Here is a 17,769-nt window from a genome sequence, read left to right as displayed (position 1 = left end):
ATCAGTAACGATTGAAGCTGAGACATTGCGCGGCCGGGCTGAGCAGGGCCGCGCAGGGGCCGCTCGCCGCCGCTGAACGCGCAATCCCGCCGGCCGCGGCGCGAAGCTGAGCCGTCGTGAGCGGCGCGAGAGTTCCGTCCGCCGATTTCGTCGCTCGCTTCGCCGCCTCGGCCGCCGTCTCGCGGCGGTCCGATATCCGGACGGCGCTGAACACCGGCAAGGGCACCGCAAAGGACGCGATCGCGAGCGGCCAGCCGGAGCCGGCCGGACGATAGGCCGATGTCCAACTCGGTGTATCCACGCCGGAGATGTTGGCGACGTAGTCCGTCGTCTCCTTCGGCAGGTCCAGGCGGCCCGAGAGCCAGGCATCGACCCGACCGGGTCCTGCGTTGTAGGCGGCGGCGGCCAGAGTCCAGTTGCCGTAGCGCTGCCGCAGATCGCGCAGCAGCTCGGCCGCCTTCGGAATGGCCTGAACCGGGTCGAACGGATCGGCCAGACCGCGTTCGGCCGCCGTTCCCGGCATGAACTGGGCAATCCCGAGCGCGCCTTTCGGACTCACGGCCATCGGGTTCAGGCCGCTTTCGCGCTTCAGCAATTTCAGGAGAAAGTCGGACGGAACGCCGGTGCTGAGGGCCGCCTGGGCGATCAGCGCCGAGAGTGCCGAGACGGACATCTCCGGCGCGATCTTCTCGACGATCGCGACCAAGCCCGCGCTGGGCACTTCGCTCGACGCATCGGCCTGCCCCGTCGCAGTCAGGTCCAACACCGCAGAGCGCGCGCGAAGGTCGGCCCGCGAGGGAGATGCGATCAGGAGGGCTGCCAGCAGCGCCGCCGCCATCCAGGGGTGCTGGCCGCGCATCGTCTCAGTTCTTCGCGACCACGACGGCTTCCTGAACGATCTCGGCGTTCGCGCTCGTGGGCGGGAGCGCCTTGTCCTGCTCGATATATTCCTGAAGCAGGCGCTGCCCGACCGCCGGATCGCGGAACTTCCAGAGCCCTTTGCGCGCCCCTTCCATCAGAGTCGAGTAGACGGCCAGCTCGATCGATTCGCGCACGGCGAACTGGGTCGGCTCGTTGCGCGTCACGCCCGCATCGAACTCGAACAGCTTGTTCACCGCAACGTAGCGGAACGTGTTCGTGTTGAGGCCGATCGAGTAGATTGTTTTCGTCGTCGTGACACTGGTGAGCACCTCGCCCGATTGCACCGACACGATGCGCATGCCGACCGTCACCACGTCGCGCCGGTAGCGGATATCGCCGCCGATGCCGAGATAGCGGGCGCCGATCCCACCCGTCACGAAGTTCGCGTCGTAGGCGAGGATGCCGCCCTCGACCAGCAGGCCCGCGAAGCGAATCGGCGGCAGCGGCTTGGCCTGATCCTGGTCGAATTCCTGGCGGGTGGCGCGGATGAGCTGCCGCTCCTGCAGGATGTTGGCGAGGCTTCCGCGCTCGACCACCCGGAACCAGCGGCCTCCGCCGGTGCGGCGAAGGGCATCCACGAGGAAGGCGGCGCCGCCTTGCGTCACCGCTCGTGAGAACTCGGCGAAGTTGTCGCTGGGTTTGTTCTGTCCGGTGAGATCGGGGAAGCTGTAGACGGCGAGGTCCACGGCCTTCGCCGGCGGCGGCAACAGTTCGAGATTCAAGCCGGTCGGCGAAGTCTCGGTGACGGTCGGCGCCTCGTTGAGCGGCTCGCGCTCGCCGACAGCGACGCATCCACCGAGCCCGAGCGTTGCGAGCAGCAGAGCGCCAGCGGCCTTGCCCCGACGGAAAGAAGATTCAGCCCACATGAGATCAGCAATCCCGACCACGACCGGGCCGCTTGGCGCGACCTTCGAGCCGTTTGATTGCGAGTATGCGTGACGACCGTCGTCACGCATACTCGAAGAAGCCGCTTGCGCAGCCTGATGTCTTTGCGAAGACTTAAGTCTTTAAGGCGTTGACGCCGGAACGATCACCTCGGTGGACGTCTGGCCGTCATTGATCGTGACGCGCACGTCCGGCCCGACCTTGATGAATTGGATCGTTGTGCCTTGGAACTGGAATGTTCCGCTCGGGCGCGCATTCTCGCCGAAGATCGCCTGCGTGATCTGGTTTGCCAGTGAGCCGTAGAGTTGAGACTGCAGTTGTTGCGCGAAGATCTGCCCCGGCGTCAGGGTCGAGATCCCGCCCCGCGAGGTGCCCGTGCTGAACAACTGCTGCTGGCGCTGCTGCGCCGCCTGCGGGATGTTCTGAGCCTGAGCCTCGGATTGCAGCCAGCTCCCGTTGAGCGGGCTCCCGCCGAAGGCCGGATTCACGGCCTGGTACACGAGGTTTCCGGCCTGGACCGGTGCGGCTGAGAACAGGAGCGCGGCGCCAACCGCGAGGATGCGTGTCTTCATGATCTAGGCCCTGCCCCTCGATCGGCTTGAAGGCTCGTCACGAAACGATCCGGTGCGAACCGCTCCCGAAGGCGCGGTGCACCGGAGGTCCCGTGAGAAACATGGCAGCGATGTTCGGCTCATCGCGCCCGGATTTGGTTGATGATGATGCTTTTCGCGACGCCGCCCTGGCTGACGTCGACGGAGGCACCGTTGCCGATCTGGTTCACGGTCACGTCGCGGCTGCCCGGAATCGATCCGGTCGCGGTGTTGCCGTCGCCGCGCTGCAGCACCGTGAGGCTGCCGCCGCTCGGGCCGGTCACCCCCAGATCGGCGACGTTTCCGGCGCCGATCTGTTGCAGATCCATGCGCAGCCCGGTGCCGGTCAGGGTCCCGAGCCCGAAATTGTCGACACCCTTCTGACTGATGAGCCCGGTATTGCCGTTGCCGACCGCCGTGATTCCGGCGCGATTGCCCTGGCCGGCCTGCCTGATCTCGGTGATGTTGTCGGTACCGATCTGATTGTTCGAAGCGACCTGACCGTCTCTGCCGACCGTCGCGTTATCCGGCTGCAAAATTCTGATCGGGAGCTGCACGCCGCCGATCGTGGCGTACTCGATCGGGACGCCGGCCTGCTGAGCCCCGGCCGGGGAGTGGAGGCTCGTCAGGGAAAAGAGCGCGCAAGCGCAGCACAGGGCCCAACGGGGCGATACGACACGCGCCGGACTGGTCATATCCCCGCTCCTTCTTTCATGGATGACAGAATTGATTGTAAAGCGTCTTTATGAATCATCTATTTCCGAAACTCGTTACTCATATATCTGTTCAATGCGTGAGCTGAAGGCAGTGCTAGGCAAAATTCAGGTTTCGATCTCAACCTCAACTCATGAAAATCGTCGAGTCAAATGAAATCCTGCTTGGTATAGGACAACAAGCCGACTGAGAACGACAGGCGTGATCAAGCTGCAACAGCCCGGACCGGCGCTTGATACCAGACTTACAGGGTGTCGGACGACTCGGGCCCGGTTCGTTCACAGGTGGCGGTGATCTCATTGGCGTGGACCGAGAGGGTGGCACGGTAGGACGCCGACGGCTCCATCGACAGGCTCGGGCCATCGATGCGCACCGAGCGTCCGGCGTCGAGCGCGAACGCCGATTCCTGGTTGATCCGCGCCTGTCCCGAGCGGCCCTGCTTGATCACCTGCAGGCGATAGGTTCCGGTCTGGGCGCTCTCCGAACGGAGACGCACCTCGATCTGGACCTGCGCGCCCGCGCGATGCTCGATCAGCGCGCAGGAGATCGGCGGCGGAACGTCCCCGGCCCCGGTCATGACACGCCCCTTCCAAGGGTCCACGATCGCAGTGGACAGCATCGTTCAAGCCCGAAAAGGAAAACGTGGCCCCCTACCGGGGCAGGGAGCCACGCCGCACTCATTCCGTCTTCTTAGCGGGTCTGAGTGATGGTCGCGCGGTTGCCGGCGCCGTTCTGCATGCTGCTGATCGTGCTGCCGGCGTTGTAAGTCTGCGAAGCGGTGAGGATGTTGCCGCTGCCATACTGGTCGGCGGAGATGGTGGAGCCCGTCGACAGAACCTGTCCGAGGTTGGCCTCGTTGGATGTGCCGAACTGGTTCAGATAGATGCCGGAACCATACGAGTTGACCTGGTTGACGATCGCCTTGTTGTCGTTGCCGACCCCCTGGGTGACCGAAATGGTCGCTGCGCTGGAGCCGATCTGGTTGATGATCGCCTCGTTGCGGCTGGTATACTGCGTCAGATAGATGTCGCTGTTGTTCGATGCTGTCTGATAGACCGCGCCGGTGTTGTTATTGCCCACCTGCGTCACATACAGACCGCTATTGCTGCTGCCAGTCTGCTGGGCGACGGCTTTATTGTCATGCCCAAACTGGAATATGGCGCCGATCGAGCTGTTCGACGGGCCGGTCTGAAGCAACGCTGCGGCGTTGTCCTCGCCCTGCTGCAGCACTGAGCCGACCGTGTTGTCCCTCGTGCCGTTCTGGGTCACGGAGCCGGAGTTCGTGCGTCCATACTGGATGATGCTGGCCTGGGAGTTCCGGGTGTTGAACTGGCTGCCGTTGGCCACCTGGTCCGATCCGGTCTGCCAGATGTAGGTCAGCGAGTTATCCCGCGCGTTGGCTTGCGCGGCGACAGCGATCTGGCGCCGATCGGTCTGCGTGATCTCGATCGACGAGTCGGCTCCGCCCTCCTGCGACGTACCCGCGTTGTGATCGGTCTTGGTCACGCCGTTGAGGCCGCTCTGATCGACCGTCACAGCGTTGCGCGCGCCACCCGACTGGGTGAAGGCCGCGGTATTGTTATTATCTTTCTGCGTGAGGGAGATCTTGTTGCTGTCGCCGTCGCGCTGGAGCGCCTGGAAGGCGTTGCGATTCCCGTTCTGCTTCACGGTCAGGCTGTTGCCCGTTCCGCCGTCCTGATTCCCTTCGGCGCCGTAGCCTGTGCTCGCGCCGTTGAAGCTGCCAACCTGCTGAACGTCGATCACGCCGCCGGTGCCGGACTGCGTGAGGGTCACCTCGTTCTTGGTGCCAGTCTGCTTAAGGTCGGTTTTGTTCCTGCCCTGTGCAAGAACGGGCGAAGCAACGAGAATGGCCAGAACGCTGACCGTCGCAATCGAAAGATGCCGCATGACTGTTCCCCTGTTTCTTTAGTCTGTCACTCGGCATTCGGATCGGAGTTGTTAACCAGCTGTTGACCAGCTCAGCGGATCCGTCGATTGCCCCGTGATGTCGTTAACGAGGGCTTAAATACGGGAGCCGAACCAAAGCCGCACCATCCGTTCGGATGATAAGATGCAGTTTCGGATGGAAACGAACTGTTTAGGTTAATCGGCTGACAAATTTTGCGATGATTTCATGCTTCATTGTTGAAAAGCATTCGGTATTTTCGATGTGACTGCACAAAATTTCGGGATAGACGTTGCCCTGCGTCCTCAAGCGATTCCGAGAGCGGAGCCAGCAAAAGCGAGGCCTTAAGCTCAGGCCGGACGCATCGAGTTGTTTCCGGCCGGTCGCAAGGAGGTCGGATATTCTGACTTTGACTGCCGCGCTCGGCGTGCGGGATCGAGCAGAAGGGCATGATTTGGCAGGCTCAATGCGGCCAATTACCAATCCTCGATCCCTCTAAGCCCGCTCGTGCATAGCTTGCCGCTGTGAGAAAGTTCACATGACCGGTAGTCAGAGGTAGTGACCTGATAGCACCACTTAGGATACACCGTTGAGGCCGTGGGCAAGTCCGCTGGTCGATTCATGCTGAGACTGGAAATTCAGCACATGCGGCGGTGCCATGAGATATATTGCTTGGGAAATTAAAAGAATCCGTGATATGCCGGATAAACATGCTCTTCTCAATGTTTTAGATAAGGTCGGTTCTGCGGCTGTGTTGATAAACTACCGTGCAAGGACGGTTGATTTCAATAATCTCGCCAGAAGAATCGTCTGGGAGGACGCGGCCGACATGGGGCCTTCGGAGACCGAGCCGTTCACCAGCCGAATGATCAGCAACGCGCTGACGGAGCCGTTCGGCACCGTCGAGCTGGAGCGGCCGCGCAACGATCAGCGGCTGGTCTTTCAGGCGATGGACATCACCGCGATGGGAGAGGCCCATCGCCTACTGATCCTGATCGACCTCGCCGTCCGTACCCAGGTCTGCGCCCCGGCGCTGGAAAAAATCTTCGGCCTTACAGCGGCCGAAGGCCGTCTCGCGGCGGAACTCAGCAGGGGTATCCCGCTGGCCACCATCGCGCAGAGCCGCAACGTGAGTATTGCAACGCTGCGCACGCAGCTGGCCTCGATCTTCGGAAAGACGGGAACCTCGCGTCAGCCCGAACTGGTTGCGCTTCTCGCCCGCGTTTGTCAGTTCTCGCCGATGTCGGATGTGGCGCGTTGAGGTTGCGCCGTCCCGCCCCTGATGTGAGAGCGGGGCTGTTGGTCTGTGGCCCCCGGCATGCATTGGGTGGTCGCGGTCCTCGGCGTCTGTCGTGTAGCGGTGACGACCGGCGCTTGCCGTCTAGACGCGGCCGGATGCCAGTGATGGCTCATCGAACGCGAGCGATCGATTTACATTTCGGCAACGGGCACTGGAAATGTTCAGTCCGGTACCGAAAACGGGGTCGACTCAACCGATCGATAGTGGTTGAGGCGGAAAATGGCGTCTATCTGTCGGCACCTGTTGACGATGGCCCTGTCCGGGCGTCGGCGCGCTGACGCGGATCATGGAGAGTTCGTCGGATGACACGGAACGTGGCTGGACCGGGCGCGCGCTATGCCTTGCCTCTGGCTGGATTCTCCCGCGCCCTGGCCTGTCTCGGCTGGGTCGGTCTCGGCATCGTCGCGGCCTCCGCCCAGGATGCCAAGCCTGACGCCAAGCCGGCTCCGACCGAGGCCGCCAAGGCGGGATGCGACGCGGCCTGCGCGCGTCAGGCCATCCCTGCGGCCGTGCAGGCCTGCGTGCCGGGCGTCGAACGCCAGGCACCGACGGATTTCGAGTGGATGAGCCGGCCGACCGGATCCATCTTCCAGGAGGCCGAGCCGCCTGCCGGAGCGGACACTGTCGTGAAGTACCGCGGTGACTCGGTGCGGTTCCTCAATCCGCAGGGTCAGTGGGTTCGGATCACCTACGAATGCGATTACGATACGGCGGCGAAGACCGTTCGCGGCGTCAAGGTCCGCATCGGACGGATCGACGGCAAGGGCGCGAATACGGCTGCGGCCGCACTTCCTGCCGGCGCGGCCGGTGCGGCCCGCGGACAGGCTGCCACTGCACCGCCCCAAGTGCAGGTGTGAAGCGCCCGCGGCCGAGCGAGCCGAGTGAGGTCGAGATTCGTCAGGTCGCACCGTCGGCAGGCCGCTGAGTGCGGCCGGTCCACCGAGGCCGGGCATTTTGGAACGGGAGGCTGCCGATGCGATGGATGTTGCCTGCTCTCACCATCCTGGCCTCGGTCCTGCCCGAGACCAGCATGGCTCAAGCGATCACCAACGTGAACGAGTGCACGTTCATCACGGATCCGATCGCGGTCCGGCGCTGCATCGATGGGTTTCAGCAGCGCGGACCGGCGGCACAGTATCCGCAATCCGCTCCGATCCCGCCGATCGAGACACCGGCCCAGGCGGAGCGAGAGCAACTCAACAGCAAGACCCCGCCGAGCGCGAGCTTCAAGGACTCGCCCGAATGGTTGGGGAACCCCGACAAGACGCCGGATCGGCCCGCCGTCAAGCGCCGGGTGATCGATCTCAACCGGTGACGAAGCACGAAAGGCCTTCGAACGATTCAGGCTCTCTCGCCGCCGAGCACCAAGCGGAGCGACCGGGCGAGTTCGTCGCGGCGATAGGGCTTGTTGAGCACCGGAAGCTCGCCCTGGCCGATCACCTGCCCTTCGTCGAGATTGGCCACGTAGCCTGAGGTCAGCAGGATCTTGATGTCCGGCCGCACCCGCCGGGCCTCGAGCGCGAGTTGCGAGCCGTTCATCCCGCCGGGCATGACCACGTCCGAGAACAGGATATCGATGCGCTCGACGCCGTGCAGGTGCTCCAGCGCCTCGGCGGCGTTGCGGGTCACGATGACCCGGTAGCTCAACTCCTCCAGGCTCTCCACGGCCATGCCGAGCACCTGTTCGTCATCCTCGACGAGCAGCACCGTCTCGCCCTCGCCGGCGCGGCGCAGCGGAATCGCACCGATCGAGCCGGTCCCGATTTCCTCGCCGGCCGGGTCGGTCGAGCGCGGGAAGTACAGGCTGACCGTCGTGCCCCGGTCGAGTTCGGACTCGATCTGCGTGAAGCCCTTGGCGCTGCGGGTGAAGCCGTAGACCTGGCTCAGCCCGAGGCCCGTCCCCTTGCCGACCTCCTTCGTGGTGAAGAACGGCTCGAAGACGCGCTGGAGCTTGTCGGCGGGAATGCCGCTGCCGGTATCCGTCACGGAGATCGAGACGTAGGGACCCGGTGGCACGCCCTTGTCAGCCACCGCCGCCGTTCCGAGACGGACGTTGCGGCTCGTGACCGCGATGCGGGCATGTCCGTCGCGGCCCTCGAGAGCGTCGCGCGCGTTCACGATCAGGTTCAGCACCGCCGCCTCGAACTGCGCCGGATCGATACGGATCGGATCGAGCGCCGGATCGAGATCGAAGGTCAGCTCGACGGCGCCGGTGGCGGCGCGTTCGGCGAGCGGCCTGAAGTCCAGTAAAAGGCGGTTCGGGTTGAGTGTCTGCGGCCGTAGCATCTGGCGGCGGGAGAAGGCGAGGAGTTGCTGGGTCAGTTGCTCGCCACGCCGCGCCGCACCCATGGCCGCCTCCGCCAGCCGCTTCACGCGGTCGGTCTGCTCGGGGCGGCGCAGCATCATGTCGAGGCCGCCGACGATCACGGTGAGCAGGTTGTTGAAGTCGTGCGCCACGCCCCCGGTGAGCTGGCCGATGGCTTCCATCTTCTGCGCCTGCCGCAGCGCTTCCTCCGTGACGTGCTGGTCCGTCCGGTCCATGAGGATGCCGGCGATGCGCAACGGCTGACCGGCCTCGTCGCGCTTGACCTGCCCACGCATGGCGATCCAGCGCACCGCTCCGTCCACGCGCCGGATGCGGCATTCGAGGTCGAGCTTGCCCGTCTCGACGACGGAAGCGAATGCCTCATCGGCGATGCCGCGATCCTCTTCGAGGACGTGATTCAGGAAGGTTTCACGATCCCAGGCACGTCCCGCACCCTCGTAGCCGAACACGGCGTCGAAGCGGGGCGAATGGCGGTGGACACCGGTCATGGTGTCGATGTCCCATGAACTCATCCCGGCCGCGTCGAGGGCGAAGGCCAGGGTTTCGTGGGCCGCCTCGACCTCGCGCGTCCTCTCGGCCACGCGCCGCTCGAGTTCCTCATTGGCCAGCCGGAGCTGCTCCTGAGCCCGCTCCCGTTCGAGGAGATGCTCGCGGGCTTGATACTGGCGGCGGCGGGCGCGCAGAGACGAGACGACGGCGCTCGTCAGCGTTTCGGCGTTGATGGGGCGTTCCAGCAGGACCACGTTGCCGAGCCGCTTCAGCAGGTCGGCCGCGCCCTGGGTCCGCGGGCCGGCTTGGCGCGTGGCCAGCACGACGAAGGGAAAGTCCGACCACGGGGGCTGCGCGTCGAGCCAGGCCGACAAGGCCGCGATGTCACCATCGGCCAGGGCCTCCTCGGTGACGATCGCGGTTCCCGCGCCCGCGCGAAGGCACGCCACCCATTCGGTCACGTCCGCGCAGACGGCGCTGGCGATGCCCGAGCGATCCAGCACCTGCTCGACCACCGCCGCATCCCGCCCGCGCGGGGCCAGGATGAGGGCACGTTCCTCCGGCGATGCCCTCACGCCTCGTCCCCCGAGGCGTCCGGGTCTCTCAGCATCGCCACCCGTCCGCGGTAGGCCGGCAGGCCCGTGAGCACGCCCTCGAAGTCGTCGAGCGCCTCGCCGACACGGAGCCCTTCGCTCGAGAGCCGCAACTCGCGGATCGAGCGTTCATGCGCGTTCACGCGACTCTTCACCACCGAGAGCGCGGAGCGGATCTCGGCCCGCGCCTCGAAGAAGCGGAACAGCACGATGCAGTCGCTGAGATAGCTCAGATCGATATCGGTTCGGACTTCGCCGATGACGCCGTGCTGCCCGAGCACGAGGAGAGTCGTCACCCCCGTCTGATTGAGGTAGCTCAGGAGCTCGTGCATCTGGAGGACGAGGTATTCCTCGCCCGGCATCGCGTGCAGGTAGGCGTTCAGGCTGTCCACCGTGACGAAGGTCGACTGGCGCTCCTCGACGGCCTGTCTGACCGTCGCGGCAAACTCGCCGGGCGAGAGTTCCGCCGGGTCGATCTGCGTGACGGTGAGCCGCCCGCTCTCGATATGCGGCCTCAGGTCCATGCCGAGCAGGGCGGCGCGGCTGAGCAGGGTGGCGAGCCCTTCGTCGAACAGGTAGTACGTCGCCGTCTCGCCGCGCTCCAGCGCAGCCAGCATGCAGCGCACCGCGGTCGTCGTTTTGCCGACGCCGGACGGGCCGAGCAGGAGCGTGTTGGTCCCGGGCACGAGGCCACCGCCGAGCAGCGAGTCCAGCTCGATCGAACCCGTCGATCGTGTTGTCGCGTCGAAGGTCGCGTGATGGTCGGCCGCGACGAGTCGCGGAAAGACTGCGATGCCGCCGGTCTCCACGACGAAGTCGTGGTAGCCGCCCCGGAACTTGATGCCGCGCATCTTCACGATGCGGAGTCGTCGGCGCTCGGAGCCGAACTCACGCGGCGCCTGATCGAGGGAGATCACCCCGTGCGCGATGCTGTGGAGTTGCAGGTCGCCGGCCTCCGAGGTGCGGTCGTCGAGCATCAGCACTGTGCAGGACCGCTTGGAGAAGAACTGCTTCAGGGCGAGGATCTGGCGGCGGTAGCGCAGCGGGTTCTGAGCAAGCAGGCGTAGCTCCGACAGGCTGTCGAACACGACGCGCTCGGGTTTCACGCTCTCGACCCGGGCGATGACCTCCTTGACAGTCTCACCGAGTTCGATCTCGGACGGGTGGAGGATGGACTGCTCGCTGTCGGGATCGAGGCCCAACTCGTTGACGAGCTCGTAGAGGTCGATGCCATCGAGCGACCAGCCATGGCTCGCCGCCGCGGCGCGGAGTTCGTCCGCGGTCTCCGACAGCGTCACATACAGGCTGCGCTCCTTGCGGGCCGCACCGTCGAGCAGGAACTGCAGAGCGAGCGTCGTCTTGCCGGTACCGGGAGTGCCCTCCAGCAGGTAGAGGCGATCCGGCGTCAGGCCCCCGCCAAGAATCTCGTTCAAGCCCGCGACGCCGGTCGAGATCCTGGTATCGGAGCCGGGTCGAGCGTCTGATGTCCCCATCCCGTCGTTCATTGGTTCCGACGAAGCTCCTATGCCGTTCGGGGACGTCTCGCGTCGGCGAGACTTTAACGTCCCCAATTCGTACGTCAGCCTCGGCGATAACACACGGAAGAGGGAATTGGCCTCATCTCAGTTTCGAGATGAACGCTCACGGCACGTTCCTACTGCCGGCTTCATCCCGCCTATCCGTGGCGAGGCCGCGGACTGATCGCCCTGCAGAGCGCTTGCGAGACTTGTTCGGCCGAGTAGGGCTTCTGCACCAGCTCGAAGCCGTGAGCGCCTTCCTGGGCCAGCACATGGCTGTACCCCGAGGTCAAGATTACAGGCAGGTCCGGATGCGTGCGGCGTAATCGCTTGGCCAGTTCGATGCCGCCCATGCCCGGCATCACGACGTCGGAAAACACCGCCTCGAAGGCCGCGCCCTCGGATCCGAGCGTGTCCAGGGCTTCCTCGGCATTCGCCGCCCAGCGCGTCTCGAACCCGAGATCCTGAAGGATCTGCGTTGCGAACCGGCCGACCTCGACATTGTCCTCCACGACGAGAATCCGCTGACCGGCTCCGATCGGTGGCTCGTCGCCCCGCCTTCCGGGCTCCTTCGCCTCCTGAGCCGCCTCGGTCTCGGGCAGGTAGAGGGTGAAGGTGGTGCCGTGTCCGACCACGCTCTCGACCGAGACGTCGCCACCCGACTGCTTGGCGAAACCGAAGACCTGGCTGAGGCCGAGTCCGGTCCCGCGTCCGACCTCCTTCGTCGTGAAGAAGGGCTCGAAAATGCGGCCGATTCGGTCGGCGGTGATGCCCGATCCCGTATCGGAGAGGGAGATTGCAGCGAAGGGGCCGGGGGCGCCGGCGTGACCGCGGATCGGTGGCATCGGTACGGAGCACGCCAGCCGCAGCGTCAGCGTCCCCTCCCCCTCCATGGCATCGCGGGCATTGACGGCCATGTTGATGAGCGCCGTCTCGAATTGGCTGATGTCTGCACGTACATGACAGGGCGTCTCCAACCCCTCCGTCACGACCTGGATGCGGGCCCCCGTCACCGTGTCCAGCATGTCGGCGACCGCATGCAGCCGGCCGGCGACCTCGAACACTTCGGGCTTGAGCGTCTGGCGGCGCGCGAAGGCGAGGAGCTGGCCCGTGAGCTTGGCGGCGCGGTCCACCGTCTCAGACACGGCGTCGAGGTAGCGCGCCTTGCGTGCCTCCGGCAGCTCCGGCCGGCGCAGGAAGTCGACGGACGAGCGGATGATGGTGAGCAGGTTGTTGAAGTCGTGCGCCACGCCCCCGGTGAGTTGCCCCACGGCCTCCAGCTTCTGCGACTGGCGCAGGGCCTCCTCGGCGAGGCGCTGCTCGGTGATGTCCCGGCCGAAACCGAAGAGGAGGTCGTCTCCCGGTACCACGGTCCACGAGACGTGGCGCGGGCCACTTCCCTTGGTGAGAAGCATGAGTTCGATGTCGCCGGACAAGGGAGTCGCTGCACGCAGCATCAGGTCGGAAGCGGCCTGCTTCCGACCGTCCGGCGCGACGAAATCGAGCACGTTGCGCCCGACGGTCTCCTGTTCAGACCAGCCGAGCGAGCGCGTCCAAGAGGGGTTCACGGACCGGATCTCGCCGTCATGGCGCGCGACGAATTTGAGGACCGGCGACAGGTTCCAGATGCGATCCCGGGCCTTCTCCTGTTCGGCGACCTGCGCTTCGAGCTGTTGCGCCCGCGAGGCCAGCAATTCCTCTGTCTGTTTGCGGTCCGTGATGTCCTGCACGAACACGTAGATGCCGATCACCTCACCGGTCGGGTCGCGATTCGGAATGTAGCGGATCGCCGCCTCACGCGGCCGTCCGTCCACGTGCGGCCAAGCCAACTCGAAGTGGACGTCCGCGCCGGCCATCGCCTGTTCGAGGAAGGGGCGGCGGCTCTCGAACTCGGCGGTGCCGAGGAGTTCCGCGATCGTGCGGCCGACGACCTGCTCGGGCCGACGTCCAAACCACGTTTCGTAGGCGGCGTTGGCGAAGCGGTAGGTGAAGGTGCGGTCGATGAAGGCGATCAGCACCGGCATCGCGTCGGCGATCAGGCGGAGCTCCGCCTCACGTGCAGCGAGACCGGCTTCTGCCTGCTTCCGGTCGGTAATGTCGATGACGAACTCGAAACCGCGGCCGTCCTCCAGAAGCGTGGCGCCGAACAGGGCCCAGAACCGGGAGCCATCCTTTCGGATGTACTGCTTCTCGTAAGGCGTCGTGTGCCCCCTGGTCTTCAGGTCGTCGAAGGCACGCCAGGACACGTCGAGCCACTCGGGCGGCGTCAGAGCCTGCCAATTGAGCCGTCCGGCATTCAGGTCCTCGCGGCTGTAGCCGCACATGGCCAGGAAGGCGTCGTTGGCATCGAGAAGCTGGCCATCCAGATCGAAGTAGATGCCGCCCACCGTCGCGATAGTGAGTGCCTCCTGCAGCCGCGCCCCGCTGGCTGCCAGGGTGGAGGCGGGCATCGCATGCGGGTTGAGCTCGGGTCCGGGCTCCTGATCCTTGAGCGCCTCACGCAGGCGTGCGTTCTCTGCTTCCAGCGCAGCTGCGTGCTGGCGGAGTTCCTCGGCCTCAGCGTCCGTCACGCGCGGGGATCCTGACTTCGATGGGATTGATGGATGCGGGCGCCCCGACCCGGCAACTCACAATCAGCAGGCGCAGATCGTCTCCGACCATCTTACCTCTGGTGTTGCCACGACCCAAGGCGGGCGGATGGCCGATCCGAGCGCCCGAGCCGCTATAGGAGAAAAATCTGCAAGGACGGGGCCGAGGCATACGCTCTCGTCACATGGCCGAGCCGAAGGTGTCAATCAGAACTAAACATTCCGCTCTCGGTTCTATTGCGAAGGATGTTCACGCCCCTATTCGAGCTGTAGCCTTTGATGCTCGGATTCCTTCGATGAATGCTGAGCAATCGTGGCACTAAAGCTGGAAATGCAACCGTTCGGTTGCTGCCTGTGCCAACGGTGGGTTACGGCCCGCAATTTGCAACGCTTTGGTGGCCTCGCTCGGCGCCTGCAACGGGGCAGACGAAACGATCGTGAGGTCCCCGGCCTTCTATTCCGGCACGACGCAAGCTGCCGCTCGTCGGCGCCCTCTCAGGACTGGCCCATCGTTCGAGACGCCGACATGGCCGGCAGAACCTGCAGCCAGCACGTTCTCTGCGTCAACATAATCCCGGCCTTGGACGATCAGCCGCGCTACACGGAGGGGATTGCGCGCGTTGTCGCTTCGGCCTGTGCGCAAAGGGCGCGGCAGTCGGGTGGAAGGTGACTTGATGCGTGTGGTTGAAGCGTATGGTCCGAAGGAGCGAGCGATGGTGCTGGAGCGGCAGCGAACGCTCAAGATGGCTCGGTCGGCCCACGCCTACGTTCGCGGCAACACCCTTAAGTTCTACGAGTGGCTGGACGGACTTCCGCGCGGCACGCTGCCGGAAGGTCCACCGATCTGGATCTGTGGTGATTGTCACCTCGGAAATCTCGGCCCCTTGGCCGATGCCGACGGTCGGGTCGAGATCCAGATCCGCGACCTCGACCAGACCGTGATCGGTAACCCGACGCACGACCTCGTCCGCCTTGGGCTTTCTCTCGCGAGTGCCGCCCGCGGCTCGGATCTTCCCGGCGTCGTCACGGCCCGGATGCTGGAGGAAATGATCGCGGGCTATGCGGCGGGCCTGGGGGAGGATGAGGGCCACAGGCAGCCTCCCGAGCCGGATGTGGTGCGCTCAGTGCGCCGCCGCGCCCTCGGCCGACACTGGAAGCACCTAGCGCGGGAGCGCCTGAAGGGAGCGGAGCCGACCATACCGCTGGGGCGCAAGTTCTGGGCCCTCGATGTGCCGGAGCGCCGGGCACTCGAAGACCTTTTCCAAGAAGAGGAGGTGCATCGCTTGGTGCTGGCGCTGAGCGGGCGAAGCGCGGATGCCGAGGCCCACCTTATCGACGCGGCCTACTGGATGAAGGGCTGCAGCTCGCTCGGTTTCCTGCGCTACGCCGCGCTCGTCGGCATCTCCGAGCCTCACAACAAGCGCCGCCTCGCACTGGTGGACCTGAAGGAAGCGATCGAGCCCGCCGCACCGACTTCCCCGGGCGTCGAGATGCCGTCGGACCCGGCCGAACGGGTGGTGGCCGGCGCACGGGCGCTGTCGCCGAACCTGGGCGAACGCATGCTGCCGGTGCACCTGCTCGGTAAGCCGGTCGTGATTCGCGAGCTCGCGCCGCAGGACCTGAAGCTCGATGTCGATCAGTTCGGCCGCGAGGAGGCGGTCCGGGCGGCGCATTACCTCGCCTACGTGGTCGGTAAGGCGCATGGCCGGCAGATGGATACCGACGCGCGGTCAGGCTGGCGCGCCGAGGTCACACGGGGTACCGGCACGGAGGACGGGGCGCCGTCCTGGCTTTGGTCCAGCGTGGTGGAACTCGCCGGCCGCCACGAGGTCGGCTACCTCCAGCACTGCCTTCGCTACGCCGGCCAGCAGGCTGCCTGAACCCGCGGCGCGTTCTCAGGAGCGGCGGCCTGTGTGCCGCCCACCGAGGACCAGGGCCGCCGTCGCCGCCAGTCCGGCCGCCAGTCCGGCTGTTGCAAGCGGGTGCAGGGTCGCGCGGGTGTAGGCGCTCGTGCGCATGACATAGACCGGCGGATCGCCCCGCTCCCGACCGGCTGCCCGAGGCGCGTGCAGGGCGCCCTCCGGGTTCCGCGGTGGCTCAGACCTTTTCTGCAGGGCGATGATGGCGGGGGCCAGCTCATCGTAGGCCCCCGGCGCGAACTCCTTGCCCATGACGAAGAGCTTGCCTCCACCGCCCACGAAGATGTCGCGCTGCGGGTGCACGGCGGCGTGCAGGATGGCGTTGGCGACCTCCTGCGGCGGGTAGATCGGCGGCGGCAGCGTCGGCTCGCGGTCCATGTAGTTGCGCGCCCGGTTCGGCAGGGGCGTGTCGATGGATGCGGGCTTCACCAGTGTCACGGAGACCGGAGCGCCCTCGGCCCGCAATTCCATGCGTAGCGTGTCGGTGAAGCCTTTCACCGCATGTTTCGACGTGGCGTAGAGCCCTTGGAACGGAAAGGCGAGGTCGGAGGCGATGCTGCCGAGATTGATGATGGCGCCGCCACGCTCGCGCAGGTGCTCCGCGGCGATGAGCGAACCGTAAACGGTGCCCCAGAGATTGGTACGGATCAGCCGCTCGTGGTCCTCGGGTTCGATCTCGCGAAGCGGTCCGTAGACCGTCAGGCCGGCCACGTTCACCCAGGTATCGAATCCACCGAAGGTCGTGACCGCATGGTCGGCGATGGCCTGAACATCCTCCCGCCGGCCGACATCGGCGACCACGTAGGTCGCGCGAGGGCCGAACTCGGCGGCGGCCTTGGCCAGGGCCTCTTCGCTCCGGGCTGCGAGCACGACCCGGGCACCGCGCTGTGCAGCCATGCGGGCGGTCGCGAGGCCGATGCCGCTGGATGCCCCCGTGATGACGATGATCTGCTCGCGCAGCGGCTTATGTTTCATTCCGGCCCGCTCCTGTCCTGTCGCTTCGATGCGATCGCGATGGGGGTACGCGCGACGGGCCGAACTGTTTCGGCCCGCGCTCAAACCGCGCAGGCCGGGCGCGTCAGGAGGATCTCAAGAACCTCACTCGCTTGCATGCTCGGCGACGTAACGGCCGAGGGCACTCGCCGCATTGAGCATATGGGCCCGCATCCGCCGTGCCGCGACGTCGCCGTCGCCTTCGGCGATGGCCTGAAGGATTTCGCCATGCTCGGCGCGCGAGCGCAGGATGCGCTCGCCCTGACGCAGTTGCGTCCGGCGGAAGGCCGCAAGGCGCGAGCGGATCGCGAGAGCCTGCTCGGCCATGAAGCCGTTATGGGTCGCGCGGTACAGGCCTTCGTGGAAGGAACGATTGAGGGCGTCGTAGGTGTCGTAGTCCTGCGCCGCCACCGGCTCCGCCGATTGCTCGTGCAGGTCCATCAGCGCGCTGAGTTCGAGCGGCGTCATCCGGTAGGTGGCGAGGCGCACGCACAGGGCCTCGAACTCCGCCGTCGTCTCGAACATCTCCATGATCCGCGCCGGTGTCATGCGGGTGACGACGACGCCGCGCCGGGGGCGCATCTCGACCAAGCCGCTGGAGGCGAGCTGGCGCAGGGCTTCGCGGACGGGAGTGCGCGAGGCGCCGAAGCGGTCGGCGAGATCCTGCTCGTCGAGGGCAATGCCCGCCGCGAGGACGCCGGAGGCGATCTCGTCCGTCAGGGCGTTGCGGATCTGGTCGGAGAGGAGGCCGCGCCCCTCGGCCGTGCCGTCCATCTCGCTGCCCTCCCCCATCCGCACCATCCCACCAGCCCCCACGATCAGGAACACAACAGCGACGGGCCGAAGAGTCAGCCGATGCCGGCCTGGACGGTCGCGGTCAACGCCCCATAGGCGGCAAGCTCTCAATCGGCGGCGGACAACCCGCCCGTGACGCCGCTGACGGTGTCCATCAGGCCGCCAACCAAGCGACACACGCAGCCGCCATGCGGGATCAAGGCAACGGATCACACAGTTGCATGCATCGGCCG

The 17,769-nt window shown here is 65.7% G+C and carries 15 protein-coding genes; 4 read left to right on the top strand and 11 right to left on the bottom strand.

What is annotated here, in order from left to right:
* Nucleotide 1: 1 nt before the first annotated feature.
* The 6 genes from FHU13_RS07100 to FHU13_RS07075 form a co-directional block, all read right to left on the bottom strand.
* On the bottom strand, nucleotides 2-859 hold the full coding sequence (locus FHU13_RS07100; protein ID WP_183435175.1) for a lytic transglycosylase domain-containing protein: 858 nt from the start codon (nucleotides 857-859) through the stop codon (nucleotides 2-4).
* A 4-nt stretch (nucleotides 860-863) separates the two neighbouring features.
* Complete coding sequence (locus FHU13_RS07095) at nucleotides 864-1,787, bottom strand: CsgG/HfaB family protein (RefSeq protein ID WP_183435174.1); 924 nt, start codon at nucleotides 1,785-1,787, stop codon at nucleotides 864-866.
* A gap of 141 nt (nucleotides 1,788-1,928) precedes the next feature.
* Nucleotides 1,929-2,378: a curli production assembly/transport component CsgF gene (locus tag FHU13_RS07090; protein ID WP_183435173.1), complete on the bottom strand. Its 450-nt coding sequence runs from the start codon at nucleotides 2,376-2,378 to the stop codon at nucleotides 1,929-1,931.
* A 119-nt stretch (nucleotides 2,379-2,497) separates the two neighbouring features.
* Nucleotides 2,498-3,091 (bottom strand): hypothetical protein, encoded by a 594-nt coding sequence (locus FHU13_RS07085; RefSeq protein WP_183435172.1) that lies wholly within the window; start codon nucleotides 3,089-3,091, stop codon nucleotides 2,498-2,500.
* 263 nt (nucleotides 3,092-3,354) lie between these two features.
* Nucleotides 3,355-3,687, bottom strand: a complete 333-nt coding sequence (gene csgH, locus FHU13_RS07080) for a curli-like amyloid fiber formation chaperone CsgH (RefSeq protein WP_183435171.1) — start codon at nucleotides 3,685-3,687, stop codon at nucleotides 3,355-3,357.
* A gap of 113 nt (nucleotides 3,688-3,800) precedes the next feature.
* Nucleotides 3,801-5,018 carry a hypothetical protein gene (locus FHU13_RS07075; protein ID WP_183435170.1) on the bottom strand — a complete coding sequence of 406 codons (1,218 nt, stop codon included), beginning with the start codon at nucleotides 5,016-5,018 and terminating at the stop codon, nucleotides 3,801-3,803.
* 695 nt (nucleotides 5,019-5,713) lie between these two features.
* Here FHU13_RS07075 and FHU13_RS07070 point away from each other — a divergent pair.
* From FHU13_RS07070 to FHU13_RS07060, 3 genes are all read left to right on the top strand, one after another.
* The gene (locus tag FHU13_RS07070; protein WP_183435169.1) at nucleotides 5,714-6,277 is read left to right on the top strand and encodes a helix-turn-helix transcriptional regulator; all 564 of its coding nucleotides are present in this window, start codon (nucleotides 5,714-5,716) and stop codon (nucleotides 6,275-6,277) included.
* A 341-nt stretch (nucleotides 6,278-6,618) separates the two neighbouring features.
* Nucleotides 6,619-7,173, top strand: coding sequence for a hypothetical protein (locus tag FHU13_RS07065; protein ID WP_183435168.1), 555 nt, complete (start codon nucleotides 6,619-6,621; stop codon nucleotides 7,171-7,173).
* Between the two features lie 125 nt (nucleotides 7,174-7,298).
* Entirely contained in the window at nucleotides 7,299-7,631 is a 333-nt protein-coding gene (locus tag FHU13_RS07060) for a hypothetical protein (protein WP_183435167.1), read from the top strand.
* Nucleotides 7,632-7,657: 26 nt separating this feature from the next.
* On the opposite strand, the gene FHU13_RS07055 is transcribed toward FHU13_RS07060, so the two are convergent.
* The 3 genes from FHU13_RS07055 to FHU13_RS07045 form a co-directional block, all read right to left on the bottom strand.
* Nucleotides 7,658-9,706 (bottom strand): ATP-binding protein, encoded by a 2,049-nt coding sequence (locus FHU13_RS07055; RefSeq protein ID WP_183435166.1) that lies wholly within the window; start codon nucleotides 9,704-9,706, stop codon nucleotides 7,658-7,660.
* A complete protein-coding gene (locus FHU13_RS07050; protein ID WP_183435165.1) occupies nucleotides 9,703-11,229 on the bottom strand; it encodes an ATPase domain-containing protein in 1,527 nt (508 codons plus the stop codon). The genes FHU13_RS07055 and FHU13_RS07050 overlap by 4 nt, the downstream gene beginning before the upstream one ends.
* 170 nt (nucleotides 11,230-11,399) lie before the next feature.
* Nucleotides 11,400-13,811 carry a PAS domain-containing sensor histidine kinase gene (locus FHU13_RS07045; protein WP_183435164.1) on the bottom strand — a complete coding sequence of 804 codons (2,412 nt, stop codon included), beginning with the start codon at nucleotides 13,809-13,811 and terminating at the stop codon, nucleotides 11,400-11,402.
* A 692-nt stretch (nucleotides 13,812-14,503) separates the two neighbouring features.
* Between FHU13_RS07045 and FHU13_RS07040 the strand changes: the two genes are divergently transcribed.
* A complete protein-coding gene (locus FHU13_RS07040; RefSeq protein WP_183435163.1) occupies nucleotides 14,504-15,709 on the top strand; it encodes a DUF2252 family protein in 1,206 nt (401 codons plus the stop codon).
* Nucleotides 15,710-15,724: 15 nt separating this feature from the next.
* Here the strand turns inward: FHU13_RS07040 and FHU13_RS07035 are convergent, their stop codons facing one another.
* Entirely contained in the window at nucleotides 15,725-16,723 is a 999-nt protein-coding gene (locus FHU13_RS07035) for an SDR family oxidoreductase (RefSeq protein WP_183435162.1), read from the bottom strand.
* 123 nt (nucleotides 16,724-16,846) lie between these two features.
* Nucleotides 16,847-17,533 carry a GntR family transcriptional regulator gene (locus FHU13_RS07030; protein ID WP_183435161.1) on the bottom strand — a complete coding sequence of 229 codons (687 nt, stop codon included), beginning with the start codon at nucleotides 17,531-17,533 and terminating at the stop codon, nucleotides 16,847-16,849.
* Nucleotides 17,534-17,769: the final 236 nt, after the last annotated feature.

This window comes from Methylobacterium sp. R2-1, from assembly GCF_014191355.1.
Taxonomy (GTDB): Bacteria; Pseudomonadota; Alphaproteobacteria; order Rhizobiales; family Beijerinckiaceae; genus Methylobacterium.
The sequence above is the reverse complement of the archived record's forward strand: the minus strand, read 5'-3'. Positions and strand labels throughout refer to the sequence as shown.